This window comes from Oceanobacillus salinisoli, assembly GCF_009733865.1.
GTDB lineage: Bacteria > Bacillota > Bacilli > Bacillales > Amphibacillaceae > Oceanobacillus > Oceanobacillus salinisoli.
This window is the reverse complement of sequence record NZ_WOFB01000019.1, coordinates 90,532-104,210: the sequence shown is the minus strand read 5'-3', so window position 1 is coordinate 104,210 and position 13,679 is coordinate 90,532. Positions and strand designations below refer to the sequence as shown.

Annotated in this window: 10 protein-coding genes; 7 read left to right on the top strand and 3 right to left on the bottom strand. The window is 38.3% G+C overall.

Annotated elements, in window-relative coordinates:
- The 7 genes from GMJ66_RS14675 (at nt 1) to fdhD (ending at nt 10,077) form a co-directional block, all read left to right on the top strand.
- Complete coding sequence (locus tag GMJ66_RS14675) at nt 1–1,593, top strand: methyl-accepting chemotaxis protein (protein WP_156291069.1); 1,593 nt, start codon at nt 1–3, stop codon at nt 1,591–1,593.
- Between the two features lie 1,068 nt (nt 1,594–2,661).
- Nucleotides 2,662–2,808 (top strand): hypothetical protein, encoded by a 147-nt coding sequence (locus tag GMJ66_RS14670; RefSeq protein WP_156291068.1) that lies wholly within the window; start codon nt 2,662–2,664, stop codon nt 2,806–2,808.
- Nucleotides 2,809–3,324: 516 nt separating this feature from the next.
- Nucleotides 3,325–4,524 carry a CobW family GTP-binding protein gene (locus GMJ66_RS14665; protein WP_156291067.1) on the top strand — a complete coding sequence of 400 codons (1,200 nt, stop codon included), beginning with the start codon at nt 3,325–3,327 and terminating at the stop codon, nt 4,522–4,524.
- Between the two features lie 48 nt (nt 4,525–4,572).
- The gene (gene rpsN / locus GMJ66_RS14660) at nt 4,573–4,842 is read left to right on the top strand and encodes a 30S ribosomal protein S14 (RefSeq protein ID WP_156291066.1); all 270 of its coding nucleotides are present in this window, start codon (nt 4,573–4,575) and stop codon (nt 4,840–4,842) included.
- 606 nt (nt 4,843–5,448) lie between these two features.
- A complete protein-coding gene (locus GMJ66_RS14655; RefSeq protein ID WP_156291065.1) occupies nt 5,449–6,732 on the top strand; it encodes an L-lactate MFS transporter in 1,284 nt (427 codons plus the stop codon).
- Between the two features lie 172 nt (nt 6,733–6,904).
- A complete protein-coding gene (locus tag GMJ66_RS14650; protein WP_156291064.1) occupies nt 6,905–9,256 on the top strand; it encodes an FdhF/YdeP family oxidoreductase in 2,352 nt (783 codons plus the stop codon).
- A gap of 11 nt (nt 9,257–9,267) precedes the next feature.
- A complete protein-coding gene (gene fdhD, locus GMJ66_RS14645) occupies nt 9,268–10,077 on the top strand; it encodes a formate dehydrogenase accessory sulfurtransferase FdhD (RefSeq protein ID WP_156291063.1) in 810 nt (269 codons plus the stop codon).
- A 247-nt stretch (nt 10,078–10,324) separates the two neighbouring features.
- Here the strand turns inward: fdhD and GMJ66_RS14640 are convergent, their stop codons facing one another.
- The 3 genes from GMJ66_RS14640 to GMJ66_RS14630 all read right to left on the bottom strand — a co-directional run bounded on the left by GMJ66_RS14640 (nt 10,325) and on the right by GMJ66_RS14630 (nt 13,569).
- Entirely contained in the window at nt 10,325–10,753 is a 429-nt protein-coding gene (locus GMJ66_RS14640; RefSeq protein ID WP_156291062.1) for a GlcG/HbpS family heme-binding protein, read from the bottom strand.
- A gap of 46 nt (nt 10,754–10,799) precedes the next feature.
- Nucleotides 10,800–12,017 carry a formaldehyde dehydrogenase, glutathione-independent gene (gene fdhA, locus GMJ66_RS14635; RefSeq protein ID WP_156291061.1) on the bottom strand — a complete coding sequence of 406 codons (1,218 nt, stop codon included), beginning with the start codon at nt 12,015–12,017 and terminating at the stop codon, nt 10,800–10,802.
- A gap of 649 nt (nt 12,018–12,666) precedes the next feature.
- Nucleotides 12,667–13,569, bottom strand: a complete 903-nt coding sequence (locus tag GMJ66_RS14630; RefSeq protein WP_156291060.1) for a LysR family transcriptional regulator — start codon at nt 13,567–13,569, stop codon at nt 12,667–12,669.
- Nucleotides 13,570–13,679: the final 110 nt, after the last annotated feature.

Genomic DNA, 13,679 nt, shown 5'->3' with positions numbered 1-13,679 from the left:
ATGGCAGAAAATAAGAAAAAAATTTCTTTGCGTTTTCAATTTTTAACTAGATTGTTTCTAGTCTTGTTAGCAGTTGCCCTTATAACAGGTGCGTTTCAGTTGTATTTTATTAATGAGCAAATCGACAAGGACATTGAAAAGCAATCTGATATTATTGCAAATAGCATTGAACAAGGGATTGAAGAAACAAATCTTGCCAGTGAAGTAATTGAACATCAAATTGATCTGAAGTTATTGTCTATTTCTCACCATATTGCGGATTTATTGGAAGGGAAAAGCATAGATGAGATTAATAACGAAGAACTAGTAGTTATTAAAGATAGACTAGGGTTAAGTGGTATTTCCCTAATTATACACGATAATAATGATGACATTGTGGTAGCTAAGTCTTCTACATCCGAAGAAATTGGGTTTAGCCTTAAAGAATTTCCTGATGTGTACGAAAACTTTACTAGTTTATTTAATAATCAACCACCACCATTAACGGAAACGTTAAGTATGCATACAGATAATGCAATAATATTGCCAATTGCACAGTCTGGCTCACACGAGGGTGAACCCCTTTTCTTTAAATATGCATATTATCACCCACCAGGTGCAGATTATATTATCGATCCTTATATAGAAGCTAACGAGGTATATAAGTTTACAAGCGAGGTTGGACCTGATGCTTTAATTGAGAAAGTGAGTAAAGTGAATCCATATGTCATGGAATTGGCTGTTTTGGATCCTCGTGTGTTTAAGGATCCGAGCTTAGAAGATAATATTTATCCTCCGTTGAAAAAGGTTGTATACGGGGATTATGAAATGAGAACAGAAGAAGACACTACTACCTTGATCAACATGCTGGAAAAACCAAATCAGACTTCCTATGTTAATAATTATCATGGGGATAAGGTGTATAAAGTATTTATGCCGACAAAAGAAGGAAAAGTTATTTATATGGCGCTAGATTACGGAGAGCTAAGTGGACCATTATACCGTCATTCTATTATATTAATTATTTCCGGTTTGGTTTCGTTAGTTATTCTATTCTTATTAACCGCTCGATTTTTTAATCGTGTCTATAGAAACATTCAACAGATTAAAAAGCAGATTCAATTACTCGAAACGGGTGATTTTACAGCAAAAAGTGCTGTATCGGATAACAATGAGCTTGGAGAGTTGTCGGAAAGCGCCAATAAAATGGTGGATACGTTACACGGAGTACTAAATGAAACAAGCGATCAGGCAAGCCAAACACAACGATTAGCAGTAATGCTAGAGGCTGAAGCTGCAAATTCAGTAGAAAAAATGTATACAATCTCAATGGAAAAAACATCACAGTTCCGCGAACAACTAGATGATATTACCGAATTCTTGGATAAATTAGAGGAATATATTAATAATAATAATCAAACCGAAGATAAAAAAGGAAAAGAAATTCTTGAAAAGATTGGTGAGATGCGTAAAGTGGCTAAAGATCGTACAGGTGCAACAACTGATACAACACTAGCACTTTCTGACTTATTGAAATCCTTACATGGCCAATCTACTGAACTATCTAATATCGCAAATAATCTACTACGTAAGATTGATAAGTTTAAGCTTTAATCGTGTAGATACTTTTGCAAAAGGGGATTTACCTAGGGTTATTGATAATAGAAGAAAACGGCTGACGTTACTCAGCCGTTTTTTTAATGTGTACCCGGCATGAGGGAAAACTATAGGGTGAAAGTCCCAATCAGGAAAGGCAGTAGTAGCTGTAGCTTAAGACAAGGCTATGAAAGGCGACTTACATAGCTGAAGAAAGTCGGCGGCAATCTGCTCCGAGGAATATGAACCTCATACAAGGATAGGTGGCATTGGAAGAGTCTGCATAACAAGTCGAAAACCTTACTGCCGAAGGTGCCACAGAGTAAATGAGGCGGAGACATGGAAGGAAAGTCTCTACTCTTACCCGGGGAGAATCTGTCGGCATACTGTGCTCACAAGGTAAGCGTACCCGAGGCGGGTGCATTGAACACCAGAAGTCAGCAGCGGTCATAGTGCCTGACAGCTTAAGATGTTAGGGAAGGACCAAACCAATTATGGAGAGTCTCGCCTTGGTGTACATACCCTCTCAATGAAACAGAAAACGTCAGATACCTCATCAATGGAGGAAGTAATGAATGTACTGGGAACATTAGAGAAGGGGGAGAATGTTTATGACACAAAAAGAAAAGAGACTCATGCAGGAGAAAATATCGATGAGAGTTGATGTCTCTTAAAATGCAAACATTATTTTGAAATAAAATTTAACAAAAAGAAGTAGAGGAAGGAGATATTTAAATCAAAATAGATAACAGCTATTTTCGGATATCGTAAAATAAATGCTTACATTTTGCTAACGCAATCCAATAAAAAACGGTAATACTTCGTTAAAGATGTTACAGACAGAATTTAACAAAACCCCGATATTCCGTACTTTTAGCACACATCGTTAGAGATATTGTTTGGAGCAGTTCATCTTCCGTCATTATCCTAAAAAACAAGAAAATCACATTTGTTTTTAATTATATCTAAAAGGGCATTTTCGTATTAGTTTTCACTTTTGCGGTAGTGTTCTAGGTATTTCTTTTTTGTGTTTCGTCACCATTCTTTTGACTATAATGTATAATAAAAAATAAAGGTGGTGGGTCTATGCGTTCAGTTAAAATTACACGATTTAATCATAACTTTTTAGAAAATCGTCAAAAGGTGAATGAGCGAATACATGCAGAGCGGGCTGAAAATCCACTTGTTAAACGTAAAACAGTCGGTGCGCCCAGTCATAGTCATCTGAATTGAAAAGTCGTGATAAGTAATTTCGTATACATAAATCAAATGCTGTTGTTCTATCGGTATCATTCATTATCCATATGGCCCCGCGTGTTAAAAGCTTTTAACTCTATTACTGAATTTGAGTTTAGGAAAAAAGTATTCACCTAAAATATTATTCTTGACACTTTCAAAAGATAGATGTACGATATAAATCGTAATGGTTACGATTAAAAAAGAATTGTTAACATGAAGTATTTATGAGGAACAGTATTAGATTTAAGTTTATTTCCAGCGGGTTGTTAGGTTTCAAATTCACCCGAAATGGATTGATTTTCAACAGAATCAATTGTTGAATTAGAGGAAGTAAAGTCTGAAATTATTGTAACCATTGATGGATTAGCTGATTATGATCATGCTGACGATCCTATTCTTAGAAGAATAACGGAATATAGGGATTTGATTAAGCCTTTGGTAAAGAAGGAAATTTTTTTAAAGATTAAATCGTAATGGTTACTATTTACAGGGATTAGGAGGAGAGTTTGTATGACAAAAAAGGTACCGGTTAATGTTCTAAGTGGCTATTTAGGAGCTGGGAAAACAACGCTGCTCAATCATATTCTACACAATAAACAAGGAATGAAAGTTGCTGTTATTGTAAACGACATGAGTGAGATTAATATTGACGTGGGTCTAGTCAAGAATGAGGGGACTTTATCAAGAGTGGATGAACAACTGGTAGAAATGTCTAATGGATGCATCTGTTATACATTGCGGGAAGATTTACTGATTGAAGTAGAGAAATTAACGAAGGACGGTAGGTTTGATTATATTCTTATTGAATCGACTGGTATTAGTGAACCAATTCCTGTTGCACAGACATTCTCTTATTTAGATGATCAATTAGATATTGACCTTAATAAGCACTGTAGACTGGATACGATGGTAACGGTAGTGGATGCAAGTCGTTTTTGGTATGACTTTGCTTCTGGTGAAAGCTTACTGGATAGGAAGGAAGCTGTTTCCGAGGATGATGAAAGGGAAATCGCGGATTTATTAATCGATCAGATTGAATTTTGTGATGTACTTATTCTAAATAAATGTGATCTGATAAAAGAAGAAGATTTGATGAAATTAGAAAAGGTGTTGAGAAAATTACAGCCGAACGCTAAATTCATAAAAACATCATATGGAAATATTGATCCAAAAGAAATCTTACATACCAATTCCTTTGATTTTAGGAAAGCAAGTGCTTCAGCAGGCTGGTTGAAAGAGTTAACCAATGGTCCAGAACAGCATACACCAGAGACAGAGGAATATGGGATTGCTTCGTTTGTATATGAACGCAAGCTTCCGTTTCATTCCGTTCGGCTACTAAGATTTATCGAATCAATGCCTGAAAATATTGTTCGGTCTAAAGGAATTATTTGGTGTGCAACTCGAAATGATTATGCTTTATTGCTCTCACAAGCTGGGTTATCTGCCAACATTGAGCCAGTTTCTTATTGGGTGGCCGCCCTTTCCGAGCGAAAACGAGAAGCGCTTTTACAAGAAAATTCAGAAGTAAGGAAATCATGGGATCCAAAGTTTGGAGACCGCAAAACACAGCTTGTATTTATTGGTATGGATTTGGATAAAGAAGCAATTACACAAGAATTGGATGAATGTTTATTAACAGAGGAAGAGATGGATTCGAATTGGAGGATGCTCCCAGACCCATTCAATTGGAATGTCCAAACAATCTAATAAAGACAGTGATGTCATAGCTAATTACTAGTAAGGAGGATATGTAAAGTGGCAAAGAAATCAAAAGTAGCAAAAGCGTTGAAACAGCAAAAAATGGTAGAAAAGTATGCTGCCATCAGAAGAGAACTGAAAGAAAAAGGTGATTATGAGGCGCTTCGTAAACTGCCTCGTGATTCTTCCCCAACGAGGTTGAAGAACCGATGTGCACTTACAGGCCGTCCTAGAAGTTACATGCGTAAGTTTGGTATGTCACGAATTGCTTTTCGGGAATATGCGCATAAGGGGCAGGTCCCTGGTGTAAAGAAATCTAGTTGGTAGAAGGAAAGGGGAAAGCCACAATTAAGTAAGAAGAAAGATTTCTTGCTTATTGTGGCTGCAAGTATTGCATTTTTTAAATGGTAAGTCTACTTGATAGTCATGTATAACGAACCTTCCACCTACATCAACTGCTCCGATAACCTTTCCGTCTTAAAAGAGGTTTACTACTACCGAATAAGATACTTCTGCTATTGGTTGTATTTTAGTCCGTTCGTATAGCTCCACTTTAGACAAAGTTGCTTCAGTTAACAGCCAAAGCTCCTTGCTTGTTCTAAGTGATCTTCTTCCTTAAATTATTGTTCTATTAAAGATGTCTTTGTGAAAGCACATTATTCTGTATATCGTATGACTATAATATTAAAATAATTAAATAAATAATAATTATTCAAATACATTGATATGTATGTTATTATAACGTTGAATATATTAAATTAGTGATTGGAATACTCTATTTATATTTACATATTAGGAGAGAACCTGGCATTTTATTGACGTCTTTAATTTACATCCATATATATCTAGTAGGCACATTCAAATCATACTTAATTTATGTATCAACGATTTAATTAACATAATCTTAATACATTATTTTAGGAGGATGGTTATTTGGAAAAGGTGAAGAATCGCTGGTTAATTGCTGCATCTGCCGTTGGTGTCCATATTTCGATTGGCTCTGCATATGCCTGGAGTGTTTTTACAAACCCGATGGTCAACCAATATGGATGGGAAGTAACAGAGGTATCCCTGGCTTTTAGTATTGCTATTTTTATGTTGGGGTTTTCGGCAGCATTCATGGGAAGATTTGTAGAAAAGAATGGGCCAAGGAAGTCGGCGCTACTGTCGGCAATTTTCTTTAGTATTGGTGTTGCTGGTTCTGGTTTAGCGACAGCAATGGAATCATTATTGTTATTGTATTTATTCTACGGGGTAATCGGAGGATTCGGCTTAGGTATAGGGTATATTGCGCCAGTTTCGACACTTGTTAAATGGTTTCCAGATAGACGTGGGCTTGCTACAGGTTTAGCAATTATGGGGTTTGGCTTCGCTGCACTCATTAGTGGGCCAGCTGCTGCCACATTAATTGAAGCAACCGGCATTACGAATACATTTTTCACACTTGGAATCGCCTATTTTGCAGTTATGGCAATTTCTGCCTATTATTTGTCCCCACCACCTGAAGGATGGGCACCAAAGGGCTTTATAGAAAGTCAGCAAAATGGTTCACGTAAAATAAAGCAGGATTTATCACAGCTTACTGCTAATGAAGCGATAAAAACACGGCGCTTTTGGATGTTATGGATCATGCTATTTCTAAATGTAACCTGTGGTATTGCAATTATTTCTGTAGCATCACCGATGGCTCAAGAAATTGCAGGTATGACACCTATTGCAGCTGCAGCAATGGTTGGAATTATGGGTCTCTTTAATGGTGGTGGAAGGCTTGGCTGGGCATCTCTATCAGATTATATCGGTCGTCCAAACGTATATACTGTATTTTTCGTTATTCAAATCATTGCATTTTTTATGTTACCATTTGCAACGAATGGTATCATTTTCCAAATTCTAATATTTGCAATTTTAACTTGTTATGGTGGTGGGTTTGCATCGATCCCAGCTTATATTGGCGATTTATTTGGGACGAAACAACTTGGGGCAATCCACGGTTATATTCTAACAGCATGGGCACTTGCAGGAGTAGCAGGTCCAATTTTATTGTCATTCATTTACGACTCAACGAACAGTTATAATTTAACATTGTTAATTTTCGGGATATTATTTGTTGTAGCCTTTATCGTATCACTTTGGATCAGAGTTGATATCAAGAGATTAAGCAATATACAGTCTGTTCCAAGCCAGACAATACGTCATGTGGCTAAAGAGTTTAAATAGAGGCCTTCATAAATGGGGAGTCCAGCGTTCGCTGATTATTAGTAAATAAGTCGAGAGTCTAATAAGTTATTATAAATAACTCCCTACTTTTTCTGATAAAAGTCTTAGAACTAGTTAGTAAAAAATAATAGTTTTTTTAGATATGTTTTTTATGAATAATGGAGGGATTTACGTGGGGAAAACAAAGCATACTGGTCCAGTTAAGTTGTCAAAGAAACCAGACCCATCACTTTGGGTAAGTAAAGTTCCATTCGGTCTTGGGAAAGTAAAGCCACATCATATTCGCGACACCATGAAAGTAGTTTGGGAAAATAAAGATAATCTGCCATATGCAACGAGAATCCTCACACAAGGGGTATGTGATGGTTGTGCACTTGGAGTATCAGGACTTCAAGATCAAACATTAACAGGCCCACATGTATGTACAACTCGCTTAAATGTCCTAAGATTAAATACGATGCCCGCGATGGATGAGAAATTCTTGCATGCTGATATGAAAGATTTGCGTAAAATGAGTAGTACAGAATTGCGTAAACTAGGCAGAATTCCGTATCCACTTATCCGCAGACAGGGAGAAACGAAATTTAGTCGTATCAGCTGGGATGATGCAGTAGATCAAATTTCAAGCAAGATGAAAACGCTTAATCCAAAGAATTATGCATTCTATACTACCTCAAGGGGAATTACGAATGAAGTATATTATACATTAGGAAAGGTTTCAAGATTTCTAGGAACGAACAATGTTGATAACGCATCCCGTATTTGCCATTCCCCATCGAAAACAGCATTAAACCGTTCTATTGGTGTTGGTGCATCTACGTGTAATTATAAAGATTGGATCGGTACGGATGTTCTGCTTTTTTGGGGTTCTGTTGCTGCAAATAATCAACCAGTATCAACGAAATATATGTATGCAGCCAAGCGTAAAGGTACAAAAATTATTGTTATTAATCCATACCATGAGCCATCCATGGATAATTACTGGGTTCCATCCATCCCTGAGTCTGCTTTATTTGGAACGAAAATAGCGGATGATGTTTACCAAGTAAATATTGGTGGCGATATTGCTTTCATGCACGGCATTATGAAGCATTGGTTTGATATGGAAGAAAGCAATTATGGGTCTGCCATCGATCATGAATTTGTTTCCAAGCATGTGAATGGACTGGAGGAGCTGCGAGAAAAAGTTATGGCATATGAATGGGAACAGCTAGAGAAATCGTCTGGCATATCTAAAGTCAGAATGATGGAATTAGCTGAGCTTCTCACTAAATCACAATCGGCCGTTTTTGTTTGGTCGATGGGACTAACACAACACCGATTCGGAACAGATAACATATCACAGGTAGCGAATCTTGCTTTGCTTAGAGGATTCTTAGGTAGAGAGCATTGTGGGTTAATGCCAATCCGTGGACACTCTGGGGTTCAAGGTTCAGGGGAAATGGGTGCAGATCCATTTGTACTTCCAGGTGGGGGTATGGATGATGCGAATAGAAGTCGAGTAGAATCTATATGGGGATTTGATATTCCAAAATGGCAAGGGGACATTGTTGGTGTCTCTTTAGAGAATGCGCTGCTTCCAGATGATCATGAACGAAAGCTGAATCTCTATTATTTATCTGGCGGTAATTTTCTAGAAACGATGCCAAACCCGGAATTCGTAAAGCAATGTTTGGAAAATGTCGATATCCGGGTTCATCAGGACATTATTTTTAATACGTCGACACTCGTTGATGCAAAGGAAGCAGTTATTGTATTACCGGCAATGACCCGCTATGAGCAGCCAGGTGGAGGGACATCTACTTCTACAGAGAGGATGGTATACTTTTCTCCTGAAATTAAAGGACCACGTATGGAGGAAGCAAGGGCAGAATGGGAGATTTACGTTGATCTTGCAAAAAGGGTGAAACCGGAAAAATCGCATCTGATCGATTTTAAAGATACCTCTGAGATTCGGGAAGAAATAGCGAATGCAGCACCAAATTATGAAGGGATTCAACATTTGAAAGATAGGGGAGATGTTTTCCAATGGGGTGGTGCATGGCTATGCGAGGATGGAATATGCCCAACACCAGATGGAAAGGGAAATCTCATTACCGTTGAGCTACCAGAACTTCGTAAGTCAGAAGGACATTTCTATGTGACCTCACGACGCGGGAAACAATTTAATTCGATGATTTATAATGAAACAGATCCATTTAATAACGCAGACCGTTATGACCTGCTTTTAAATGAAGTAGATGCAACAGAGTTAGGGATAAAAGAAGGTGATGCTGTTGTTGCTTTTAATCAACATGGCACATTTCAAGGCCGTGCAAAATTTGTGGAAATCAGACAAGGAAATGTGGAAGTTCACTGGCCAGAAGGAAATGCGCTTATCCCTAAAGGAATCTACGAAAAATATGCAGGCATACCAGAATACAATGTTGCTGTTATTGTAGAGAAGGCGGAAACATATTATGCACATAAAGATACGAAATATGCGGAAAAGAGAGTGGAGGAGCTTGAGATGGAACCAAGCTAAGGGGGTCTATAATGACTGATACAAAGGAGAATGGTTGGGAAATCATCCGATTTAATGGGGATTCAAAGTCTGTCCTACAAGAAGATGTGGCAATTGAACAGCCATTTACCATTGTGTTAAATGGGGAGGAGTTTGCAACCATCGTATGTACACCAACAGATCTTCAGGATCTCATCATTGGATTTCTAGCAGCAGAAGGGGTTATCCGATTCAATGATGAGATCAAATCGATTTCCATTGATGAGAAACTAGGATTTTCCTACATTCAATTGAATAAGACTTTAGAAGTAAGTCAGCTTGATCATTCCAAACGGTTTATCGGTTCTTGCTGTGGGAAAAGTCGCCAGTTTTATTTTAAGAGTGATGTTAGAACAGCGAAGACGATTACGAGTCAACTTACGATTTCCGTGAATCAATGTTTTACCTTAATGAAGGAATTACAAGCAAAATCAGAACAATTTATGAAAACGGGTGGCGTTCATAATGCTGCACTAGCAACTCAGGACGAAATCATTACAATTCGTTCCGATATTGGTAGACATAATGCATTAGATAAATTATATGGGCATGTTATCCAAAATAGAATTCGGCTTGGCGATAAATTAGTAGTTTTTAGCGGAAGGATTTCATCAGAAGTGTTGCTGAAGATTTCCAAGATGGGTGTGGGGATTCTCCTTTCTAAATCAGCACCGACCAATCTGGCATTACAACTTGCAGATGATTTGGGAATTACAGCGATTGGCTTTGCGCGTGGCAATCGATTAAATATTTATACACACCCCCATCGTGTTATAGAGGCAAGTAATAATAATGAAGTGTAAGAGTCTAATATCATCGATTGGAGCTAATTTACTAGATTTCATGCACCAATAAAAGACAGAGAAGGGCATTTCGATCCTTCTCTGTCTTTTTACTGTTAGTTAATCTATTATGTCTCTGTTCTGTTGATGACTTTTGCATTCTTTATACGTGTCCACTTAGAGGTTACTTCTTCGGAGCTGTATAATAAATTTAAACTATTCTACAAAAAGTCATACACAACTATATGATTTTATTACTTTACCTGTATTATTGACCCGCACCAACGTTTATACTTTCGAAAACGTCTACAGCTGCCTGGGCTACTTGAATATCATGGTCAACAGAGCTTCCACTTACACCAACTGCTCCAACAACCTTGCCGTCTTGAACGAGTGGAATGCCACCGCCGAATACGACAATTCTGCCATTATTGGTTGTGTTAAGTCCATATAGCTCTGCATTAGGAACAGTCGCTTCAGCTAAGTTGGAAGTTGGCATCTTAAGGGCAACCGAAGTCCAAGCTTTATTTTGAGCAATATCAATACTTGCAAGCCAAGCATCATCCATACGATGGGTGGCAATTAGGTTTCCGCCTTCATCTAAAACCGTAATGACCATATTTACGCCAATTTTTTGTGCTTCTTTTTCAGCGCCTTCAATTAATTGTTTTGCTAATTCTAAATTCATTTTGCTCATCATTTCATTCCTCCAATTTAAAATAATTAGTAATTTATTAAAAAAATTACTTTAATGATCCATGCGGGTCAATGACAAATTTCCGTGATGCACCGCCATCAAAAGCCTTATATCCTTCTGGTGCCTCATCGAGTGAGATGACTGTCGCATTGACCGCTTTCGCAATTTGGGCGCGACCACTTAAAATCGCTTTCATCAAATCACGATGGTATTTCATTACCGGTGTTTGGCCAGTCACAAATGTATGTGCTTTTGCCCAGCCTAATCCTAATCTGATTTTCAATGTACCTTCTTGGGCATCTGCATCTGTTGCACCAGGGTCACCTGTTACATAAAGGCCTGGAATACCAAGTCTGCCACCTGCTCGAGTGATTTCCATTGCTGTATTTAATACAGTAGCTGGAGCCTCACCTGCACGATCACCATGTCCACTTGCTTCAAAGCCAACCGCATCAACGGCGCAATCCACTTCTGGTACACCAAGAATCTGTTCGATTTGCTCTCCCACATTTTCATGTTCCCGTAAATTAATCGTTTCACACCCAAAACTTCTTGCTTGTTGGAGTCGTTCCTCAATCATGTCCCCAACAATGACAACAGAAGCTCCCAGTAACTGTGCAGAATGAGCAGCAGCCAATCCAACTGGTCCTGCCCCAGCAACATATACTGTTGAACCTGGTTTTACTCCAGCACTAACTGCACCGTGGTAGCCGGTTGGGAAAATATCTGACAGCATGGTTAAGTCAAGGATTTTTTCCATCGCTTGATCTTTATCAGGGAATTTTAACAGCTGAAAATCGGCATATGGCACCATGACATATTCAGACTGGCCGCCGACCCATCCGCCCATATCCACGTAACCATACGCAGAACCAGGACGATCCGGATTCACATTTTCACAAATATGAGTATCTTGTCTCCGGCAGCTTGGGCAACGTCCACAAGCAATATTAAACGGCACAGAAACTAAATCACCTTTTTTAATAAATTCAACATCCCGCCCCGTTTCTATCACTTCACCTGTGATTTCGTGACCGAGTATCAGTCCGGACGGGGCAGTCGTTCGTCCACGAACCATATGTTGGTCACTTCCGCAAATATTGGTCGTGACAATCTTTAAAATAACTCCATGTTCACATTTTCTTCCGACATTAAGGGGATTAACACCAGGTCCATCTTTTAACACAAGCTCTGGAAAATCAATTGCTTCAACCTCTACTACCCCAGGTTCCTTATAGGCTACCCCTCTGTTAGCTACTACCATTCATTTTCCTCCTATCCTGATTATGATGACTTCATTACGAACGCAATTCAGACGTTCTTTTAAAAGCCTCCTTTAGAAAATGGGTGGATTCTTAAGTTTGTTACTTCCATGATAGTGGTTAATTCATATTAGGTAAAATAACTAAAATTGATGGTTGCTATCTCTATTTTTGATATCTCTTTTGTGTTAATTTGAATTTTTTTTGCCTTTGAGAGTTGAGACATTAAAGTAAGTCTTTAAAGTACGTGGTCAAAAAGGAGGATGAAAAGGACCGAGAAGTTCGAGGCGGCGAAGCTTTGAGTAGCGGGCTTCCACAGGATGTGGTGACTTCTACGTTGCCCACAGGACGTGGGCGATTTTAGTAGAAGTTCCTTACCATACGTGAGCAACGGAAAAGTGAGCCAACGAAGAAATTCGACGTGTCCTTTTCACCGGACTTTTTGAACAACCTCTTAAAGGGAAAATAAAGTAAATGATGTGAAGACATGGAGAGGTGAAATACTTATCTGTGGTGTGAGAGGTGGAGGTAAGTGACCTCCACCTACTCGATTATGTTTTGTTGAACATTCAATCTATGTGTTGAAATAAACCTCATAATGTATACTGGTCATAATGGAACCTTACCTGAGTAATTTATACAGGAAACTACTTACGATGAAAGAACGTTAAAAATGGGTTCAATAGCCGGGCGGTGGATATTATTTTTATATTCATTTATAGTTTCAATGAACTTTTCCATTGTATTGGTTAGATAGGAGTCTGCGCGCCGAATAAACACGGTTGAAATATTACTGTAATTAGGCGGGATTTCATGACACTGGATTGCTCCCATTAATTCTAATTTATTAACGGTTGATTGCGGGATAAGACTAATCCCAAGACCAGATATAACACTGCCCAAAATGGTTTCCAATGTGCCGAATTCCATGACCTTCGGGTTAATTACTCCCTCATCACGAAGCCATTCTACTAGTCGTTCCCGGTAACTGCAACCCGAATTGAAAACCAAAAGGGGTTTATTTTTTAAATCGTTAAAATCAGCTTCCTGATTATCGGAAATTAATACTAACTTTTCTTGAAAAACTTCCACTTGCTCCATATCAGGGTGTTTACCAAAACCAGTGACGAACGCACCATCAAGCTTACATTGTAAAACTTGACCGATAAGTTCCTCGCTGACACCCGTTCGGAGTGATAGATCAACTTTGGGGTAATTTCGGTGATAGGCGGATAAAATCGTTGGAAGTTTCATTACTGTTTCAACCGTCCCAATTTCAAGGGTGCCTGAAGGACTGTCCGAATCCTGAAATGCCTCGGTCATATTATCCAGCATGAATAAAATTTTTTCAGTGTAGGCTAGGAGTTTTTTTCCTTCCGAATTTAATGTAGTTCCTCGGCTATGGCGATGAAATAGTTGTGTTTGCAAATGTGATTCTAATGATTTGATTCGAGCAGTTACATGTGATTGAACATAACAAAGTTCCTCTGCTGCTTTACTAATACTACCATTTCGAGCTACACTTTGAAAAATAAGCAAGTCCTTAATTTCCATTTCCACCCCTCCATAATAATAGCACTTTATGAGCTTCCTTCAACTAACTAAACTGGTTGCTGCCATTTTTTAACGATATCCATTCAGTTTCCGTGATATTAGCCATCTTT